This window comes from Streptomyces sp. CC228A (assembly GCF_021390935.1).
Taxonomy (GTDB): domain Bacteria; phylum Actinomycetota; class Actinomycetes; order Streptomycetales; family Streptomycetaceae; genus Streptomyces.
In genome coordinates, this window is the sequence record NZ_JAJPUI010000002.1 from 44,923 (window position 1) to 64,254 (window position 19,332).

General features: G+C 75.0%; 15 protein-coding genes and 1 pseudogene. 6 read left to right on the plus strand and 10 right to left on the minus strand.

Annotated elements, in window-relative coordinates:
- The first annotated feature begins 192 nt into the window (after nt 1-192).
- Together L6E17_RS05650 and L6E17_RS05655 are read left to right on the plus strand one after the other, a co-directional pair.
- Nucleotides 193-1,149, plus strand: a complete 957-nt coding sequence (locus L6E17_RS05650; protein WP_236239697.1) for a hypothetical protein — start codon at nt 193-195, stop codon at nt 1,147-1,149.
- Between the two features lie 224 nt (nt 1,150-1,373).
- The gene (locus tag L6E17_RS05655; protein ID WP_236239698.1) at nt 1,374-1,607 is read left to right on the plus strand and encodes a DUF397 domain-containing protein; all 234 of its coding nucleotides are present in this window, start codon (nt 1,374-1,376) and stop codon (nt 1,605-1,607) included.
- 147 nt (nt 1,608-1,754) lie between these two features.
- Here L6E17_RS05655 and L6E17_RS05660 read toward each other — a convergent pair whose 3' ends face one another.
- The 7 genes from L6E17_RS05660 to eccB form a co-directional block, all read right to left on the minus strand.
- On the minus strand, nt 1,755-2,060 hold the full coding sequence (locus tag L6E17_RS05660; protein ID WP_236239699.1) for a WXG100 family type VII secretion target: 306 nt from the start codon (nt 2,058-2,060) through the stop codon (nt 1,755-1,757).
- Nucleotides 2,061-2,122: 62 nt separating this feature from the next.
- Nucleotides 2,123-2,443: a WXG100 family type VII secretion target gene (locus L6E17_RS05665; protein WP_071282378.1), complete on the minus strand. Its 321-nt coding sequence runs from the start codon at nt 2,441-2,443 to the stop codon at nt 2,123-2,125.
- Between the two features lie 87 nt (nt 2,444-2,530).
- A complete protein-coding gene (locus tag L6E17_RS05670) occupies nt 2,531-3,790 on the minus strand; it encodes a S8 family serine peptidase (RefSeq protein WP_236239700.1) in 1,260 nt (419 codons plus the stop codon).
- Between the two features lie 10 nt (nt 3,791-3,800).
- Entirely contained in the window at nt 3,801-5,189 is a 1,389-nt protein-coding gene (locus L6E17_RS05675) for a WXG100 family type VII secretion target (protein WP_236239701.1), read from the minus strand.
- A 17-nt stretch (nt 5,190-5,206) separates the two neighbouring features.
- Complete coding sequence (locus L6E17_RS05680; protein WP_236239702.1) at nt 5,207-5,635, minus strand: hypothetical protein; 429 nt, start codon at nt 5,633-5,635, stop codon at nt 5,207-5,209.
- Between the two features lie 90 nt (nt 5,636-5,725).
- Nucleotides 5,726-6,838 (minus strand): type VII secretion-associated serine protease mycosin, encoded by a 1,113-nt coding sequence (gene mycP / locus L6E17_RS05685; protein ID WP_374109004.1) that lies wholly within the window; start codon nt 6,836-6,838, stop codon nt 5,726-5,728.
- 383 nt (nt 6,839-7,221) lie between these two features.
- A complete protein-coding gene (gene eccB, locus L6E17_RS05690; RefSeq protein WP_236239703.1) occupies nt 7,222-8,772 on the minus strand; it encodes a type VII secretion protein EccB in 1,551 nt (516 codons plus the stop codon).
- A gap of 222 nt (nt 8,773-8,994) precedes the next feature.
- Here eccB and eccE point away from each other — a divergent pair, with 222 nt between their 5' ends.
- The 4 genes and pseudogenes from eccE to L6E17_RS30410 all read left to right on the plus strand — a co-directional run.
- Nucleotides 8,995-10,371, plus strand: coding sequence for a type VII secretion protein EccE (eccE, locus tag L6E17_RS05695; protein WP_236239704.1), 1,377 nt, complete (start codon nt 8,995-8,997; stop codon nt 10,369-10,371).
- Nucleotides 10,371-11,204: a hypothetical protein gene (locus tag L6E17_RS05700; RefSeq protein WP_236239705.1), complete on the plus strand. Its 834-nt coding sequence runs from the start codon at nt 10,371-10,373 to the stop codon at nt 11,202-11,204. The genes eccE and L6E17_RS05700 overlap by 1 nt, the downstream gene beginning before the upstream one ends.
- Before the next feature lie 357 nt (nt 11,205-11,561).
- Complete coding sequence (locus tag L6E17_RS30405; RefSeq protein ID WP_268984912.1) at nt 11,562-13,580, plus strand: SCO5717 family growth-regulating ATPase; 2,019 nt, start codon at nt 11,562-11,564, stop codon at nt 13,578-13,580.
- Nucleotides 13,581-13,591: 11 nt separating this feature from the next.
- A pseudogene (locus L6E17_RS30410) lies at nt 13,592-13,984 on the plus strand (MinD/ParA family protein); the annotation flags it as partial.
- 1,046 nt (nt 13,985-15,030) lie between these two features.
- Here the strand turns inward: L6E17_RS30410 and L6E17_RS05710 are convergent.
- The 3 genes from L6E17_RS05710 to L6E17_RS05720 all read right to left on the minus strand — a co-directional run bounded on the left by L6E17_RS05710 (nt 15,031) and on the right by L6E17_RS05720 (nt 19,160).
- Complete coding sequence (locus L6E17_RS05710) at nt 15,031-15,987, minus strand: bifunctional riboflavin kinase/FAD synthetase (protein WP_236239706.1); 957 nt, start codon at nt 15,985-15,987, stop codon at nt 15,031-15,033.
- 58 nt (nt 15,988-16,045) lie between these two features.
- Nucleotides 16,046-17,815 (minus strand): hypothetical protein, encoded by a 1,770-nt coding sequence (locus L6E17_RS05715; protein WP_236239707.1) that lies wholly within the window; start codon nt 17,813-17,815, stop codon nt 16,046-16,048.
- Between the two features lie 148 nt (nt 17,816-17,963).
- A complete protein-coding gene (locus L6E17_RS05720; RefSeq protein ID WP_236239708.1) occupies nt 17,964-19,160 on the minus strand; it encodes a hypothetical protein in 1,197 nt (398 codons plus the stop codon).
- Nucleotides 19,161-19,332: the final 172 nt, after the last annotated feature.

Here is a 19,332-nt window from a genome sequence, read left to right on the forward strand (position 1 = left end):
CGGAACCGGACACGACACCGGTCTCGTCGTCGACGGACCGGCGCGCCGTGTGCGGCGTGGCGGGTTTCCCGCTGCCGTCGATCGCGTCGGAGGATCCGGCGGCCCGTCTTGATCGTGAAACGGTCAGCTCCGGTGCCGGCACCGACGAACGCCACAGAGGGCGCAGCAGAACCGTACAACGGGAAGGAAGCCGTGCAGCGTTCGCAGTTGTGGAAGGGCCTTGCAAGCGTCGCCGTGCTCGCCGTACTGGCGGGCGGCCTCGTGCTGGACCGGACCACCAATGTTTTCGGCCCCGGCACCGTGTGCCATGGGTGGGTGAGAGCCGGGGACGCCCAGGACGTGTTGGGCGGTGCCGGGCGAGTGAGCAGTACCGACCACGCTCCCGGCTCCTGTGAGGTGAAGGTCGCCGGTGAGGATGGTGTCGCCTTCATTCTCAGCCCCGCTGCCGAGTCGGCGCGTTTCCCCTTCGAGCGTGATCTGTGGGGTGTGTCCGGCGCCATGACGGTGATGGTCGGCTCCCGGACGGCTGGGGCGGTGGATCGGCACGGGGGTTGGGTGGCGCTGCCGGAGGCATGCGCCGGAGTGGTCGGTGGGTCGTCGGGTGGTGTGGGCCGTTCCGTGCTGAAGGTGTCCGTCATCAAGGCCGAAGCCGACCCGGAAGCCCTGGCGCGGGTTCTCGGGGATGCCGCCGCGGGGCTGGCAGAGCGGTCCGGTTGCGCCTCCGGAGCTGATGTCGTGCTCGGTGAGCCCGCTGGCCCTTCGCCCCTGGCCGCCGCGGACTTCGGCGAGGTGTGCGGGCTGCCGGGGTTCGCGCTGCCGAAGATGAGCGGTGACCTCGGGAAGTCCGTACGGCAGCAGTCCGCGGGCTCGCTCGATCCGGGCGGGTGGTTCTGCGACCTGACGTTCTCCCGCCCGGGCGGGCCGGTGCCGTTCGCGCGGTTCGCGGTCGTGCAGCACGAGGCACTCACCGCCTCCTTCGGCGGCACGCGGGTCGCGCATGTCCAGTGCCAAGGGCGGGACACGTACGTCGCGCTCGACGACGCCGGCTACTGGAGTCCGGAGGAGCGGGCGGCCGCCGGGTTCCCGTCCGATGCGGAGCTGAGGGACCGGTTCGTCGCGGCCGCGCAGCGAGCTCTCGGGTGCCCCTGAGCGCATGCACCCGCTCCTGCGGGCAGGAGGCGGCCCGGGCCCGACCACCCCTCGGTGCCGCCGCGGCCGTTGGCCTACCGGCCGTGGCCGGCGCCGGCGCCGTTCGGCGGATGCCACCGACGGGGCGAGTTGGCGGCTTTCGCTGTCGTACCCCTCGCCACCTGCGGATAATTGGACCGCAAGCCGCTGACCGCGCCGACAGCACCACGAAGGGAACGCGCTCGATGGGCACTCAGCAGGAGAAGGACGAGCTGTACGCGCTCGACATCAGTGGGGTGGAGTGGCATGGCGCCCCCGGTACCAGCCCGGACGAGGAACGGGTCGAGATCGCGTACCTGCCGGGCGGGGCCGTCGCCATGCGGTCCTCGCTGGAGCCGGACACCGTGCTGCGGTACACCGAGGCCGAGTGGCGCGCCTTCGTCCTCGGCGCCAAGGACGGGGAGTTCGACCTGCAGTAGGCGGCCGCGGGCGTAACAACCCGTCCAGTAGTCGGCGGGGGTGTGTGCGCGCCACCGCGCCGCAGTCCCCCGCCGGCTGCTTCCGGACGCGAGAAGGGGCATGCCCGAGCCGGGCATGCCCCTTCACTCCCCCCGTGGGGAGGTGCGTCAGAAGGACTCGGTGAACAAGGCCGACGACTTCTTGTCGGTCGCGCGGTACTTGTCCTTGCCGCCCTCCATCAGGTTGGCGATCTGGCTGAGTCGGCGCTCGATGTCCTCGGCCCGCTTCGTGTACTTCTTCTGCAGGTCGAGGTACTTGGCCTTGGCCTCACCGTCCCAGGTCTCGGTCACCTTCTTGATGGCCTGGTCCATGCGCGCCAGGTCGTTCCTGGTGTCCTTGGCGAGGGCGCGCAGCACGCGGGCCATCTCGTCGATGCTGCTGTACCGTACCTTGGTCCCGAGATCGTCGGCCATGCTGTTCTCCTTCTGTGTCCGGTGCTTGTCGGGTGTGCGTGTCGACGGGGCCGACGGAGGGCTCAGACGCCGTTCAGCGCCGACTTGGCGGCGTTCTGGAACGTCTGGAGGACCTCGATGTCGTTCTCCGAGGTGAGGTTGCGGGTCTGGCCCACCGCGTTGTGCAGGACATCCAGCAGGCGACGGATCGCGTCGTGGTCCTCGTTGAGCAGCTTCTGCGCGGTCTTGAAGCCGGCGGCGCCGGCGCCCTGCCAGCCCGCGGCGCAGGTCTCCAGGATGTCGGCCATCTGCCGGGCCTGCGTGGTGACCTGCCTGCCGGTCTCCGCGATGATGCCCTGGGCGTCCTTGACCGCTTCCTGTACGAGCTTGAAGTCGTCGGTCACGTAAAGCTCCTTGTCGAAGGGTGGGTGAGTGGGCGGGGCACCCTGTCCTGCGGGCCCCGCCGGTTGCGGCTGAGCAGTCGCGGAGGGCTACGCCTTCCTTCGGCGTACGCTCAGCACGATGGCGACACCGACTACGACGACGACGGCGACGGCCGCGACGCTCGCAACGGTGGCCCAGAGCGGTGAGCCGCTCTCCCCGGACCCCGCTTCCGGATCGGGGGCAGCGGCCTGGGGTGACTTGGCGGGGTCGCCTGCGGCGTCCGTCGCCGTGTCCTCGGGCGTGGGGCTGCCGCTGGGGCCTGCATCGGCGCCCCCGGCCGGCGGGTTCTTCTTCCGCGCTTCCAGCAGCGGGTCGACATCGGCCGGTCCAGGGTCGCCCTTGCCTTCCAGCAGCACCTGGGAAGGACGGACCGCTCCGTACCCGATGTAGATGCTGGGCACAGGGCCGTTGGCCCCGGCGGTCTCCATCATGACGCGGAGGACCTGGTTGGCGGTCCAGTCGGGGTGGGCGGACCAGATCAGGGCGGCGGCGGCGGAGGCGATGGCGGTGGCGAAGCTCGTGCCGGACGAATCGCAGAAGCGGGTCTTGTCCTCATCGCACCGGGCGGGGATTTTCTCGCCCGGTGCGGCCAGGGCCACATGATCACCGTAGTCGGAGAACTTCGACACCTTGCCGGTGGAGCCGACCGCTCCGACGGCGACCACGCCCGGGCTGGCTGCCGGGTAACCCGGTGTCCCGGTGCCGGTGTTCCCAGTGCCTGCGAACAGCAACGCCCCCTTGCGTCGGGCGTAGTCGACTGCGTCCTGCCAGTCCTTCGCTTCACTAGGGCTGGGCGTGCCCGTGAACGACATGTTGATGATGCGGGCGCCCTCGTCCACGGCGTAGCGGATGCCGTCCGCCGCTGGCTTGAAACCGAAGGAGACGAAGGGCCCCACGTAGACCGGCAGGATCGTGGCGCCTGGAGCCAGCCCCTGCACGCCACCGCCTGCTCCAGTGCCGGCGATGGTGCTGGCCATGTTGGTGCCATGCCGGTCGGTGTCCCGCTCGTCCACGCGCCCGAGGCCGCCTCCCGCGTCATAGAAGTTACGGCCCGGGAGGACCTTTCCGCGGAGTTCGGGCACCGTCGAGTCCACTCCGCTGTCCACGACCGCGACAGTGATCCCCTTGCCCGTGGACACCTTCCACATGTCCTCGGCCTTCATCGCGTCCAGGTACCAATGCCGGGAGCGCAGGTCGTCCGCGCGGGCTGTGGGCGCAACGACGGTGAAGGTCGCTGCGAGGACCGCCATGAGGATGCCGAGCAGGCCGATCACACGGCCGCCGCGGGCTCGGGCAAGGGGGGACATCGGTGGGCTCCTAGTCGATGACGGGAGGGACGACACTGCGGCGACCTGCGGTCCAGGTCTCCTCGTCCTCCGTCAGGTAGTCCGGACGGGCTGCGGCCTCGCGGCGCTGCGCCGGTCCCGGGGTCGTGGAGGCGGGCGGTCGGACCAGGCCCGTACCGCCGGGCGTGAAATGGCCGCGTCCCACTGCACCGGACGCCGGGGCGCCACTGACGGTTCCGCCAGGCTGGACGGCCAGGCGGCGGCCCGCTCCGCCCCCGGTGCCCGGCGCCCCCTGGAAACCGGCGCCAGGACCGGCCATCCCCATCGGGCCGCGTCCGAGGGCGCCCCGCTCCTCCCCCACGACCGTACCCATGGGCAGCCGGGGTCCCAGGGGCGAGGTGCCGCCTCTTCCCGTCACGGGCTGGCCGCCGTGGATGCCGTCCGGCGCTCCGACCCGGGTGGGGCCGACCGGACCCGTCACACCGGGCAGCGGGCCGCGCGGGACGCCAACCCCAGGCGCCACAGGTCCGCGCGATGGCAGAGAGCCGGTTTGCGGGCTGCTGACCGGTGCGACCGGTGGAAGCAGGGCAGGTCCGCCGGGTCCCGGCCCCGTCGGTTGCGTAGGACCAGGCGGGGTGCCGCTACGGCCTACCGCTTCCTGGACAGGCGTCATGACCACGGAGTCGAGGTTCGTCCCCACGTGCTCGTCGGGGAGCAAGACCGCACCAGGTCCGGACACCCGGTGCTCCGGTGAGGTCCAGGACGGGCTGCCGCCGGGGCCTGCCGAAGCCGGCCCGGTCAAGGAGGGTCCGGAAGCGCCGTACTGCGCCGTGGAGGATGACGGCCCTGTACCACCGGCGTACTGGCTGCTCGCCCCGCTTCCCTGGGGGGCGCTGCCCCCACCACCGTACGGAGTACCAGCACCCTTGACGTCAAGCCTCGGAGGCGTGAACTTCGGCTCCTCCTCCGACTCCATCCGCGTCTTCGCCGTCTTGTAGTACGACGTCAGCCGCTCCATCTGGCGGATGGCTTCCTGGAGCTTCGGGCCCGTCTCGTCCTTGATGCGGGCCTGTTCCTTCTCCGGGTCCGCGTAGCACTGCCCCGCCGGTTCCGGCATGGACTTCTGGGCCTCGCTGAGGGCCTGGCCCGCGCGCTGCATCTCCTGGCCGACCGTGGTCGTGAAGTCGCTGAGCTTCAGTGTCTCGGACACCATGTCGGCGCCCCACACGCGGAAGGCGTCGCCGCCCGCGCCCTGCCACTGGACCTTGTCGAAGTAGACCCGCAGGTCCGCCGCAATCTTGATGATCTGCGGGGCTGCCGCCTCCAGGGCGTTGCCCGCCTTGGTGAGGTCGCCCGGCTTGGCCGAGCGGATCATCGCGTACAGGGCGTCCAGGGACTTGCCCTCGAACTCTCCTGACATGTCTTCGTGTTCCCCCGTCAGCCGATCTGGGCGGTGTCCGCCGTGGATCCCTCGGTCTTGTTCGGCGCCTGCTGTCCGTAGACCTCGCGGTGGCGCTTCGCGATCGCCAGGTAGCGTTCCTTGATCTCGGCGTCGACGCCGGAGTAGCCCTTGTCGGCGACCTGGACAGCGATCCCGAGGGCCTCGATCGTGTCGCCGAACGCCTTGGACAGGTCCTCAAGCCGAGCACGGACCTTCTCGTATCCCGAGTGCAAATCCTTCGCCGCGCTGAATCCCGTGCCGTACGCGTCCGCGGTGACCTTCTGCTCGCTGATCTTCCCCGGCTCCGCGGGTGACTCGGCGAGAGAGGTGAGGAGTTCGTCGACGCGGTTCTTGAACGTCTGGAGCGTGACCACCTTGACGTCCAGGCCGTCGTTGCCGCCACCGCCCCCGATCGGTGCTTCCACTTCGGTGTCCCCCTAGTCACACTTGTGAATCGGCGATCACTCTAGTCAGCGTGCTCGATTCATCCAACACGTGTTTCCCTCACCGGGCCTTCAGCGGTGCCTTCCGCGCCTGCTGTCCCGGATGACCGTCGCCGTCCCGGTGACCACGGCCACGAGGACCGCCGCGATGCCGAGCGCGTACGTCGCCAGGCGCTCGGTGCGTTCCTGGGCGGTCTCCGCCAGGGCCACGCGCACGGGTTCCGGGGCGGGGGCCTTCGGCGGGGCCGGGTCGGGGCTCGGGGCCTCGATCGGCGCCATGTCGGGCTCGCCCGCCAGGGCGCGGACCGGGTCGACGACACCCCAGCCGACGTAGTCGTCCCGTCCATTGATCGAGCGTTCCGCGGTCTGCTGGATGCGGGCGGCGACCTGGCGGGGCGTCCAGGAAGGGTACTTGGCGCGCAGCAGCGCCGCCACGCCCGCCACGTACGGAGCGGAGAAGCTGGTGCCGTTGTCGGTGCACTGGCCGCCGCCGGGCACCGTGGAGACGATGTCGACGCCTGGGGCCGCCACCCCGAGGAACGGCCCGGCCTGCGAGAACGGTGCGCGTTCGTTGTTGCGGTCGGACGCGCCGACGGCGAGGACGCCGGGGAAGGCCGCGGGGTAGGTGTTCTTGGCCTTGCCGTCCAGGCCGTCGTTGCCCGCGGACGCGACGACGACGACATCCGCCTCCAGGGCCTTCCTGACCGCCTGCGCCAGGTCGGAGTCGGCACTGAGGGCCTGCGTCGTGTCCTGTGAGATGTTGATCACGTGGGCGCCCTTGGCGACGGCGTGCTCGATCGCCTGGGCCATCGTCTTCGACGTGCCGCTGTTCTTCTCGTCGTTCTGCCGGATCGGGATGATCGTGGCCTCCGGCGCGATACCGACGAAGCCGGTGCCCTTGCGGGGTCTGGCCGCGATGATGCCGGCCACCTTCGTGCCGTGCCCCACCTCGTCGACGGTGCCGTTGGTCCTGCCGCGCTTGCTGCGGTCGCCGCCGTCCTTCTCCGGCGTCAGGAAGTCGGCGCCCGCGGAGGCGTCCACGGCCGGCTTCAGCTGCGGGTTGACGGTGTCCACGCCGGTGTCGATGACGGCGACGCGCACCCCCTTGCCCTTGGTGTCCGCCCACAGTTCGTCGAGCAGCACCCGCTGGAGGGGCCACGGAGTGCCCTCGATCTGCTTCGGCATCGGGAAAGTGCACTCGCCGACGCCGTCCAGGCGGAGTGGGGCCGCCCCCGTGGTGCTCTCGTACGCTGCGGCTGCCGGTGCTGCCGCCGCCGTCGCCGCTGCCGTCGCCGTCGCCGGGTACGGCAGCAGGAGCGCCGCGGCGGCCAGGAGGGCGGCGAGGCCGCGGGTGCGCCGGGTGCCGGGGATGCCACCGGTACCGGAGCCGCGCCCGGCGTCGGAGGAGCATCGAGCGTCGGCGGTACGCCGGGGAGCGGTGGCGTACCGGGTGCCGGGGCTGCGCCAAGTACCGGGGTATCGCCGGGCGCCAGGGCCGCGTCCGGCGTCAGCGGCGCCCCGGGCGCCGGCGATGCGGGTCCGCTTCGTGTCGCGCATGGCCCGCCCCCTCAGGAACCCTGCGGCTGGCGTGCGCTGTTCGTGTCCAGCCGGGGGCCCTTGGACAGGAACGACGACCAGCTGATCGGCACGGGCGACGGTGTCACGCTCTCGTAGCCCAGCTTCTTCTGCGCCTCGCTGGGCACCGGTCGGCCGTCCGCCGGCTGCTGCTCCTGGCCCCCCGCGCCGATGTCGGAGCGCCGCTTGTCGCTGTCGCCGTTCGCCTGCACCGCGTAGCGCAGGCCGGTGTCGGTGACGAGGAACAGGGAGCCGTCGGGCCGTGTCTGCTCCCCCTGGACCTGCGTGTACAGCAGGCCGGTGCCCGGGGTGACGTACGTGCTGCTGCCGCCCACCGTGATCTCGGCCGGGTAGCGGGTGCCGGCCCAGGTGGACAGTGTCGTGCGGCCCTTGTCGTCGACCTTGCGCAGCACGCTGCACACCGTGTCGCGGGCCCCTTCCCCACGGGTGGAGTTGACCTGCACGGCGCGCTCCGCGGGCCAGCGGCGGTCGCCCGCGAAGGGCGTCGCATCGGGCTGGAAGGAGGCGTTGTCGACGTCGGACGCCTTGCCTGCCATGTCGAGGCCGTCCGTCTGCGGCGAGTTGATCAGCAGCCAGGCCGTGAAGTCGGAGACCGGCCGCACCGCGCCCTGGAGTACGACGTAGTGCTGCGGCCCGGCGCCCGTCTCGGCCTTCAGGACCATGCCGACACGGTCCTGCTCCCTGCTGAGGCCTCCTCCGACGCCGGCGGGCACGCCGACGGTGCCGGAGAGCGCGGGGAACTCGACGGGGCTGCCGGTGTGCAGGGTGCCCAGCCAGTCCTCCGTCACCTGTTGGGGCTCCTTGTCGCCGACGAGCGCCCGGGTGAGGACGGTCGCGTCGGACGCGCCGCCCCGCACCTCGTACTTCGTGCCGCTCGCGTCGACGAGGTAGCGGACGCCCTTCTGGCCCTGCACGTAGAGGACTTCGCCGTCCTTGAGGCGCTCCTCGCCGTCCGTGCGGCCGAAGTCCCGTTCGGCGAGGACGAAGGCGGCCTTCTGCACGCTGGAGCCCTTGCCGCCGCCCGGCTGGACGCACACCGCCCACCGCTTCGCCTTGGCCGCCTCCGCCGCGCCGGGCAGCCGGTCGGGGGCGTACGGGATGCCGAGGATCGGGCCGCGGGGCGGCTTTCCGGCGTCCAGGACGTCGTCGCTGACCTGGATGACGTCGAACTTGCTGGGGTCCAGCAGCAGCCGGGCCGACGCCAGGTTCAGCACCGGGTGCAGCAGCGTCTTCCTGTCCTTGCCCTTGCCGGTCGTCAGCACGACGTACCGGGTCGTGGACTGCTTGCCGACGATGACCTTGGTGCCGGGCGCGTCCCAGCCCTTGGGCGCCTTGGGTTTGAACATGCCCCAGGCGCCGAACCCGGCCAGCACGAGGGCGCCGACGATCAGCCCGGGCAGCACCGCCCGCAGCGGCCGCGGCGCCCCCTCCTCCGTGCCGGAGGGCGAGGGTTGGAGGAATGCGGCCACCATGCGCTTCTTCGCGAAGGTGTACGCGTTGAGCTCGTCCCGCCGTGATGCCATAAGTCCCCGAAGATCCCCGTGTGCCGGCGCCAGGCGGCGCCAGGTGCCGTGTGACGCAACCGTGTCCGCCGGGGTGCCGGGCGCGGCGCCCGCAGCCCCGTTGTCGGACCGGCCCCCTACTATGCCTGCCATGGGAAGGCCGTCAGGGGGCGGGTAGGGTGATGCCGCCGCCAGCGCCCTGGCGGGCCGCGCAGATCGGGTTGGATTCGGGGGATCTCCATCATGGCTTCCGCGACGCGTACGCGGCGTGCCGCGACAGCGCCGTCTCCGGTGCCGTCGCGGGAGGCGCCGCCGACCAGGCCCGCACCGGAGCCGTCCGCGTCCGGCCCCCGGGCGTCGGCCCGCGGCTCCCGTTCCCGTACGTCCTCCGCCGCTGCCTCCGCGCCGCGCCTGAGCGGTCGGCAGGGGCGCGTGGGGGCGTTCCGGCTGCAGCAGCTCGTGCTGATCGAGGTGGCCGCCGCGCTGCTGCTGGTGGCGTGGGCGGTGCACCCCCTGGCCCTGGTGCCGGCGGGTGCGGTCGCCGCGCTGCTCGTGCTGCTCGCGGTGGTGCGCCGGCACCGGCGGTCGCTGCCGGAGTGGCTGGCCACGATCGTCGCCCTGCGGGCCCGTACGCGCCGGGCCGCGTCGTTGACCGTCCCGCCGGGCACGGAGCCGGGTCTCGCACCCGTCGTGGAGTGCGATCCGTCGCTGCGCACCTATTCCTTCAGCGACCGGGACCGTCGGCCGGTCGGGATGGTCGGCGACGGCACGTTCCTGACGGCCGTCCTCCAGGTGGAGGCGGACGGGACCGCGCTGCGCCGGGACCGTACGCAGCGGCCGCTGCCGCTCGGGCTGGTCCGGGACGCGCTGGAGGTGGACGGGATACGGCTGGAGTCGGCGCAGATCGTCCAGCACACGCAGCCCGCGCCCGCCCCGTACCTTCCGGCGGACTCGGTCGCCGTGCGCAACTACGCGCCGCTGCAGGAGCGGACGGGCTCCCCCGCCGTGCGCATCACCTGGATCGCGCTGAAGCTGGACCCGGAGCTGTGCTCCGAGGCCGTCGCCGCGCGCGGCGGCGGCCTGACGGGTGCTCAGAAATGCCTGCTGCGCGCCGCGGACCAGCTCGCGAGCCGGCTGGCGGGGGCGGGCTTCCGGGCCTCGGTGCTGTCCGAGCAGGGGCTCGTGTCGGCGCTGGCCACGTCCGTGTGCGCCAACCCGCGGGCGCTGACGCGGACCGACCGGGACCGCGCGCCGGGCCGCCGCACCCAGGAGACCTCGCGCACGTGGCGCTGCGACGACCGCCGCCACACCACCTACTGGGTGGGGCGCTGGCCCCAGTTCGGGGAGGGCGGCGCGTCGATGCCGCAACTCGTGGCGCTGCTGACGTCGATACCGGCGCTCGCCACGACGTTCAGCCTCACCCTCAGCGGCGGCGGCGACCGGCAGGAGGTCGGCGTGACCGGTTACGTACGGATCACCGGGGGCAGCGACGAGGAACTGGTCGCGTCGCGCCACGAGTTGGAGCGGGCAGCCCGCGGCGTGCGGACCGGGCTCGTCCGGCTCGACCGCGAGCAGCTGCCGGCGATGCTCGCCACGCTTCCGCTGGGCGGTGCCCGCTGATGTCGGCGCCGCAGCAGTTCTCCCCGCAGTTCCCCCCGTCCACCGGCCGGCACCCGCAGGCCCCCCAGCAGTTCGCGCAGCACGTCCCCCGGCAGGAGGGGCAGGAGGGTCCGCGGGACAGGCAGCGGGGACGCGCGCGGTTCGGGTTCGGCCTCGTCGGCCCCCGCCGCCAGCGGCACGCCTTCCCCCGGGAGAGCCTGGACGCCCTGGGCCTGCCAGTGGGTGACGACGGCGTGGTGATCGGCATCGACCCCGAGAACCGGCCCGCCGTGCTCGGCATCAACCAGTCGGAGCCGTACGACGTCACGCTCATCGGCGGCCTGTGGACCGCCCAGGTCCTGGCGCTGCGCGCGGCGGCCACGGGTACCCGCGTGGCCGTGGAGACGGGACGCGCGGCGGCGTGGACCGCGCTCGTGCAGGCCGCGGGCGGCGGGCTGCCGTGTGTGACCCTGCACGACGTGGGGCGTGTGCCGCCGCAGGGCGCGTCCGCGGGCAGCCCGGTGCTCATCGTGCGGGACTGCGGGATGCGCCCTCCGCGCGGAAGGGTGGTCTCCGCGCCCTGGCAGTCCGTCATCACGCTGCTGCCCTACCTGAGCCCGGCGGCCCCGCGGTTGCTGGAGAAGGCGTCGCTGGTGGGTGTGCAGCGGGTGTCCCCGGACGAGGCCGCGCGGATCGGCTGGCTGCTGAAGCTCCCGCGGAGCGAGTCGCAGACCCTCTCCACGCTCGCGGACGGGGTGACGCTCTGGAGTTCCGGCAGTGACCGGCGCTTCGTGATGACCCAGCCCACCGACGCGGAAGCCGGATTGCTGGGCGCGGCCCGGCGGATGGACTGACGCGCGTTCCCCGGGGCGGCGGCGCGGGTACGCCGCTGACGGCGGCGCGTACGCCCCGCGCGCACGCCCCGCACCGGACCGCCGCCGCCGGACACGGAAAGCTCGGCGTTCGGCACCGCTTGCCCGGCGCTCGGGCACGGCCTTGTCCGGTAAGGGCGCGTACGGGGTGGTGCGGGGCTCGGCTGCGGTTCGCGTACCGGCGGACGGGCCTGACGGACGGCCACCGGAGGCGATTAGGGTGGGAGGAGCCGACCGTCGGCCCGCACGGGACCGTGAGCACCCAGGGGAAGGGCAGGGGAGGGTGCGCCGGGTGGACGGAACGGACGAACGAACAGGAACGGTCGCCCCACCCCACCCATGACCGGACAAGGGTGCTCGACCACACCAGGAGGCAAAGTGAACGGCGATCGGGACGAGATCCGCGAGGGATGGCGCGTGCCTCACGCCGACGATCAGTCCGACGCGGATGCCGTCGAGGTGACGGGTGAGTTCACCATCGACTACACCCCGCCCGCCTGGTACACGCAGAACGCGGGGGGCACGGGGCCGGTCGGCGGCGCCGCTCCCGGTGGAGACCCGGCCGGTGTGACACCGCCGCCTCCGCCGCCGACGGGCCCGCCGGTCGTCGTCCCGCCCCTTCCCGCGGACGGCGGCTTCCAGTCGAGCTGGACGACGCACCCCCGGCCGCCCCCGCCGGGCAGCACACGGCCGGCGCTGCGGAGAGCGACGCCACCATGCTCTTCTCGGCCCCGGCGCCGAAGCCCGGCACGGCGGAGCCCGCGGCCGCGCCGACGGGCGGCGACGCGTTCGGCCGCCCTGCGGACGGCGGCGCTTCCGGCACGCCGGACGGCGCGGGCGCGGACGGCCCCCAGGGGCTGCGCGGCGACTCGACGGCCGCCGGGGACTTCCCACACGGGCAGGGCTCCGCGCACGCCGGGGACTTCCCGCACGCGCAGACCTCCGCGGACGCCCCGGGCGGCGCCGACGGCTCACCCGGGTACGAAGGCCCGCAGGGCCAGGCGTTCCCCGCGACGCCCGCGGACTCCGCGGACTCCGGCGGCACTTCGTGGCGGGACGCCGGGACGGGCGGCGCCGACCGCGGAGACGCGCCGTCACCGAAGGCGGACGAGGACACGCCGGCTCAGGCAGCCGCCGACAGCACGCCAGAGGCACCGGGCGGGTCCGACGGCCCGGCGGGCGCGGCGGATGCGCCCGGGGGCGCGGAAGCGCACGGCGACACGGAAGCATCCGGCGGTACCGACATGCCGGGCGCCTCCGGTCCTTCCGACGCCTCCGGTTCCCCCGGTTCCCCCGCCGACTCGGACGGCGCCGGCGCCTCGGGGGTGTCGCCGTGTCGCAGGGTGCTGCGGAAGACGGCAGTTCCCCAGACGCCGCGCCCCATGGCAGCCTGCCCTCGGACGGCGCCCCGGGGGCCGTGCCCGCGGCTGCGGACGCCGCACCGCCGCAGGGCGTGCCCGGTGGCGCCGTGCCCGCGGAGGGTGCGCCCTCCGGTGCTGCCGCTGCGGACGCCGGGGCGTCGCAGCCGGTGGCGCCCGCTCCGCCGGTCGCCGGCCTGCCCCCGCTGCCGCCCGCCTTCCAGCCCGCCGCCGCGGCGGGCGCACCGGCCAGTGCGCCGCAGTGGCCCGTACAGGCGCCCAGCGACGAGCAGTCGGCCGCGCCGACGGCGCCCCCGGCGGCTGCCGTACCGGGTGCCGGGGCCGGTTGGCCGCCGGCCGCGCCGACGCCTGCCGGTCCGGCGGCCGGACCTTCCGTGCCGCAGGGCGGCTACGGCTTCCCCAGCCCGGGGCCGTGCCGCCCGGCCCGCCCGCACCCGGCGGCCCCGCCCCGGCTGCGCACCAGGCGGGGTACGGGGCCCCGCAGCCCGGCTTCCCCAGCCCGGCGGGCCGCAGCCGGCGGCGCCCCAGGGCGGATACGGCTTCCCCCACCCCGGCGGGCCGCAGCAGGCCCAGCCGCCGCACGGCGGATACGGCTTCCCCCAACCGGGACAGCCCGGCGGACAGCCCCACTCGGCCCAGCCCGCCCAACCTGCCCACCCGGGCCAGCCCGCCCAGCCTGCCCACCCGGGGCAGCCCGGCGTTTCCGGGCAGCAGGCGCCGGTACCGCCGCAGGCGCACCCCGGAGCACCGGACCCGAGGGTCGGGGGCGCCTGGCCCGCGGCGGTCACGCACGACCAGCGCGAGCGTTCCGTGCCGGGCGCGCCGCTCGGGTACACGGCGGCCGTGGAGCTGTCGTCGGACCGGCTGCTCAGGAACAGCAAGCAGAAGCCGAAGAGCAGCCGGGTCCCGTCCGCGGCGTCCCGGTTCAAGCTGGGCGGCAAGAAGGAGGAGCAGGAGCGGCAGCGCAAGCTCCAGCTGATCCGCACGCCGGTGCTCTCGTGCTACCGGATCGCGGTCATCTCCCTCAAGGGCGGTGTCGGGAAGACCACGACGACGACCGCGCTGGGGGCCACCCTCGCCAGCGAGCGGCAGGACAAGATCCTGGCAATCGATGCCAACCCGGACGCCGGCACGCTCGGCCGCCGTGTGCGGCGCGAGACCGGGGCCACCATCCGCGACCTTGTGCAGGCGATCCCGTACCTCAACTCGTACATGGACATCCGCCGGTTCACCTCGCAGGCGCCGTCCGGGCTGGAGATCCTCGCCAACGACGTGGACCCGGCCGTGTCGACGACGTTCAACGACGAGGACTACCGGCGGGCGATCGACGTGCTCGGCAAGCAGTACCCGATCATCCTCACGGACTCGGGCACGGGCCTGCTGTACAGCGCGATGCGCGGGGTGCTGGACCTCGCCGACCAGTTGATCATCATCTCCACCCCGTCGGTGGACGGCGCCTCCAGTGCCTCCACCACGCTGGACTGGCTCCACGCGCACGGGTACGCGGACCTGGTGCAGCGGTCCATCACGGTCATCTCGGGCGTCCGCGAGACCGGCAAGATGATCAAGGTGGAGGACATCGTCGCGCACTTCCAGACCCGCTGCCGGGGCGTCCTGGTCGTGCCGTTCGACGAGCACCTGGCGGCCGGTGCCGAGGTGGACCTCGACATGATGCGGCCGAAGACCCGGGAGGCGTACTTCCAGCTCGCGGTGATGGTGGCGGAGGACTTCGTACGGGCGCAGCAGGCGCAGGGCCTGTGGACCGGCGACGGCCAGGGCGGGCTGCCGCCGCAGGTGGCTCCGCCGCTGCCCGGCCATGGCGTACCGGGCCAGCCCCCGGCCCAGGGCCTGCCGGGCGGCGTTCCCGGCCAACCGGGCCTGCCCGGGCAGCCGTTCGCCGCCCAGCCGGGGACGCCGGGCCAGCCGGTACCGCCCGGTCAGCCCCCTGCCGCAGCGGGCCGGCCCGGAATGCCCGGCCTGCCCCCGGCCCAGGGCCAGCCGGCACCGGGCCAGCCGGGCCTGCACGGGCAGCCTGTCCACCCCCGCAGCCCGGGTACCCCGGCAGCAGCCCCGCCCAGCCGTACCCGGCCCCGCCGTACGGCGGCGCACAGCCGCCCGCGCCCGGCCAGCCGCAGCCGGCGCACCCGCACGCCCCCGCGCAGCCCGGTCAGCCCGCGCAGCCCGGTCAGCCCGGTCAGCCCGGTCAGCCGGGCGTTCCCCCGCAGGGGTGGCCGCAGCAGCCGGGCGGGCAGCACGACCCGCAGGCCGCCGCCCCGCAGCCGACCCCGCCCGCAGGCTGGCCGCAGCAGCCGCCGCAGGCACCGCAGCAGCCGCCGCAGGCCCAGCAGTAGCCGCCGGGGAGCAGACAGGCGAGGGGCCCGCACCGTCCTTGGGTGCGGGCCCCTCGCCGTCAGTCCTGCGGTGGGCGGCTACCGCTGCGCGTCGTACGCCGCCGTGGCCTCCCGGCACTGCGCCACGTCGGCCGCGATGGCCTCCAGGAGTTCGCCGATCGACGCGAACTTCTGCTGCCCGCGGACGAAGGAGAGGAAGTCCACGGCCACGTGCTGCCCGTACAGGTCGAGTCCGACGCGGTCGATGGCGTACGCCTCCACCGTCCGCTCCTTCCCGTCGAACTGCGGGTTCGTGCCCACGGAGATCGCCGCCGGCATGCGCTCGCCGTCCGCGGTGAGCCAGCCCGCGTAGACGCCGTCCGCCGGGACCGCCGTGTACGGCAGCGTCTCCACGTTCGCCGTCGGGTAGCCCAGTTCGCGGCCGCGCTGCGCGCCGCGTACCACCACGCCCTCGACGCGGTGCGGCCGGCCGAGGATCTCGGCCGCGCCCGTCACGTCCCCCTCGGCGACCAGGCCGCGGACCAGCGTGGAGGAGAACGGCCGGCCGTCGCCCGCCTCGCCGGTCACGTACAGGTCGACGACCTCCACCTCGTAGTCGTAGGTGGCGCCGAGCTCCGCCAGGTAGTCGACGTTCCCGGCGGCGCGGTGGCCGAAGCGGAAGTTGGGGCCCTCCACCACCGCGCGGGCGTGGAGCTTGTCCACGAGCACCTTCACGATGAAGTCCGCCGGGGACAGCTGCGAGAACTCCGCGGTGAACGGCAGCACCAGCACCGCATCGACGCCCAGTTCGCCCATCAGCTCCGCGCGCCGGTGGTGCGGGGCCAGCAGCGGCGGGTGGCTGCCCGGCCGGACCACCTCGGAGGGGTGCGGGTCGAAGGTGACGACCACGGCGGGAACGCCCAGCTCGCGGGCGCGCTCCACGGCCCGGCCGATGATCAGCTGGTGCCCGCGGTGGACACCGTCGTAGGAACCGATGGTGACGACGCTGCGCCCCCAGTCCTGGGGAATCTCCTCCAAGCCTCGCCAGCGCTGCACTGTGACCGCTCCTCGCCCGAACCCGTGTACGTCAGTTACGTCAAGACGCCATGACCGCTTACGCAGGTCTAAGGGTGCCATGCCCGCGTCGTCCGGCCCGCATCGGCATCGCACTCAGTGCCGGTACGGGTACGGGACCGGGCCCGCCGGCCGGGTCGGCCACGGGCGCAGGGTCAGGGCCGGGCGCGGCGAGCCGCTCGACAGCGCGGCGCGCCCCGGCCGAGACGAGCGCCTCCCACCGGCGCGGCTCGCGCGCCATCCACCCGCTCAGCAGCACGGCGAAGCCCGGCACGTCCCGGGCGAGCCCGGCGAGCCGGCGGTCGAAGCGGGCGGCGCCGGCGGGGACGCGGCGCATCAGCCGTCCGCTGCGCAGCACCAGCTCGCGGGTCCGCTGCTCGGGCCGCCCGGCGGCCCCGAGCGCCGCCGCCCGCAGCACCGCCTCCGCCGCGTCCACGCCCCCGTCGTCGGGGTGCGGCGCGTCGAGGAGCACGGCGAGGAGTTCCGCGCGCAGCCCGTCGGGGTCTGCCGCCTGCGCCGTGAGGACCCCCGCGAGGGCCTCGCGAACCGCGCGGCTGCCGTACCGGGCCAGCTCCGCCACCAGCGGGAGCAGCGTGGCGCGGGCGGCCCGGCCCTGCTCCAGCCGCCGGGCGGTGTACGCCGCCACGTGCCCGGCGCCTTCGGGGTGCCGGTCGGCGTAGCCGCGGACCAGCGCGGCCGCCCGCCGGGCCAGCGCGGGGACGCGTACGGCGGCGAGGGCGTCCAGTGCGTCGGCGGCTCCGCGGTCGTCCCGCAGCCGGGCGGCGAACGCCGCGAGGACCGCCTCCGGATGGGTCGTCAGGGCGGTGGCGACGGCCGCGGCGGTCATGCCGGGGGCGCCGTCCCGGAACGCGGCCAGGGCGCGCGGCAGGTGACGGGCCCGCGCGTGCGGGTCGCGGACCAGCACGGCGAGGGCGGCGCCGTGCAGCGCCCGGTCGCCGGGGCGGGCCAGCAGGGCGCGGGCGGCGTACCGCAGCGGCTCCCGGTCCGCGCCGTCCGCGGCGTGCTCGGCCAGCAGCCTGCCGTAGGCGGCCGCGGCCGCGCGGCGGGCGGGGCGGTCGTCGTCGTGCGCCCAGCGGTCGACGGCCCGGCACAGGGCGGACGGCTCGTCGCGGGTGAGGCGGGTGAGCAGTTCCGTGGCCCGGGGGTGGGCCGTGGCGACGAGGGCCTCGCACAGGTCGTCGACGGCCAGGTCGCGGTGCGTGTAGAGGAGTGCCTGGGCCACTCCGGCGACGGTCGGTGGCGCGGTCGTGCCGGGCTCGGCCCGCAGGGTGCGCTCGTCGGTGAACCAGCGGCACAGCAGCGGCTGGACGCCCCGGGGGTCGGCGGCGAGCCGCAGGGCGACGGCCTCCAGGTAGCGGGGCCGGGCGGCGCCGTGGAGGGCCGCCGGGCCGTCGGCGGGCAGGAGCCGCCGGAAGAGTTCCAGCCGCTCGTCCTCGCCGAGCCGCAGCCGCTCCCAGAACCAGGGCCCGAAGTCCCGGGTGCCGCCGACCCCGTCGGGGCCGCCCGGCCGTCCCGGCGGGTGCGTGGCGATCCGTCCCGCGAGCTGCCGCAGCACGCCGCCGTACGGCCGGGCGTCGCGTACCCGCAGCAGGGTCCCTTGCAGCAGTCTGGCGGCCCACCAGCCGGGGTCGTCCCCGGCCGGCCCGGAGGCGGGGCGGGGGCCCGTGCCCGCCCAGGCCGCGTCGACCAGCCGCCCCAGGCGCCGGGCGAGGACGGCGGCGCCCCGGGTGGCCTCCTCGCGCAGCAGGGCCTGGACGACCACGCCCACGCACCGGCGCGGCACGTGCACCGCGCCGCCCGCCTGCTGGATGCCGGTGTCCCCGGCTGCCGGGCCCAGCCCCGGAGGAGGGCGCCGCGCCCGGTCTCCGCGCCGGGGTCCCCGTGCCCGCCGGGGGCGCCCATCGCGGCCACCCCCGCCCCCGACACGCACGGACCGGTCACCCCGTCCCGGGGGACGACCGGCGCAGCGGCGTACGGCCCGCCCGCGGCCGCCTCGCAGCCGTACGGCCCGGGGGCGTACGGGCCCGATGCGTACGGGGCCGGCGGTGACAGCCCGGGCAAGTGCGGCTCGGGCATCGGCCCGGGGGCGCCCGAGGCGTAGGCGTACGGGCCCGATGCAGACGGTGGCGGCGACGGCCCGGGCGCGGGCGGATCGGGTAGGCGCGGCTCCGGCACAGGCTCCGCCGCATGCGCCCCGGACGCGTACGGCCCGGGCACGGGAGCGGCCGGCGTGTGCGGCCGGTCGGCGCCCGCTGCTGCGGGAGGCCGCGGGGCGCCCTGGCCCGGCAAGTGGCCGTCCTCACGGGCCGGCTGGTCGGGGCCGGTTCCGGAGCCGACGGCGCTGCCCGCCCCGTGCCGGCCCGCTGCGCGGGCACCGCGGGATCGGGAGCGGGCGGAGGGAGGAGGGCCGGGGGCTGGGCGGCGGCCGCGGGGCCGTGGACGAGAGCGTCCAGCGCCGAGTCGAGGTCGGTGTGGACCGCCTGGAGCCAGTCGGCGAGCTCCTCGTGGGCGAAGCGGTAGCCGGACCCGGCGGGTACCAGCAGCCCTTCGGCGAGCACCGCGGCGGCCCAGCCCGGCGACCGGGGGAACAGCGCGTGGAAGGATTCCCGGTCCAGTGCGCCGTCCGCGGCGGCGAGGCAGCGGCGGGCGGCCCGGTGCACCTGCCCGGCCAGCGCGGCGGCGAGCCGCCGCACGGCGGCTGCGTCCCCCGCCCGCTCGCCTTGGGCGATCCGCTGTGCGGCACGGAGGCACAGCAGGTCGGTGTGGGCGGCGAGGATCTCCGTACGGCCGGGTGCTCCGGGCAGCGCGCCGGGCAGCGCGGCCCGGACGTCGGCGAGCAGCCGCAGTGCGAGCGGGTGCCGCGCGCACTCGGCGGCGACGGACGCCTCCGCCAGGCCGTACCGCTCCCGGGCGATCTCCGCCTCCCGCTCGGTGAGCTCTCCGGTGGGTACGGCGCCGGGGAGCCGCTCGGCGGGTTCGTCGGGCCGGTGCAGGGCGCAGGCGGGGAAGAGCGCGCCCGCGGTCTCCCAGAACTCGGGCCCGCAGGAGACCAGGAGCCGGGCTCCGTGGTCGCGCAGCCAGCCGAGGGTGCGGGCCGTCCACGCGGGCAGCCGGTGCGCGAGGGCCGCCGGCATCAGGTCGGCGCCGTCGAGCAGGACGACCAGGGGGCGGCCGCCCGCGCGGGGCCGCCGGCGGCCCGCTCGGGCAGGGCTTCTTCCGGGCAGTCCGCCGCGTGGCCGGGCGGTGGGGCCGGGTCTCGGGGGATGCGCCGACGGTACGGGCCGCCTGCCGCAGGGCCCGCCCGAT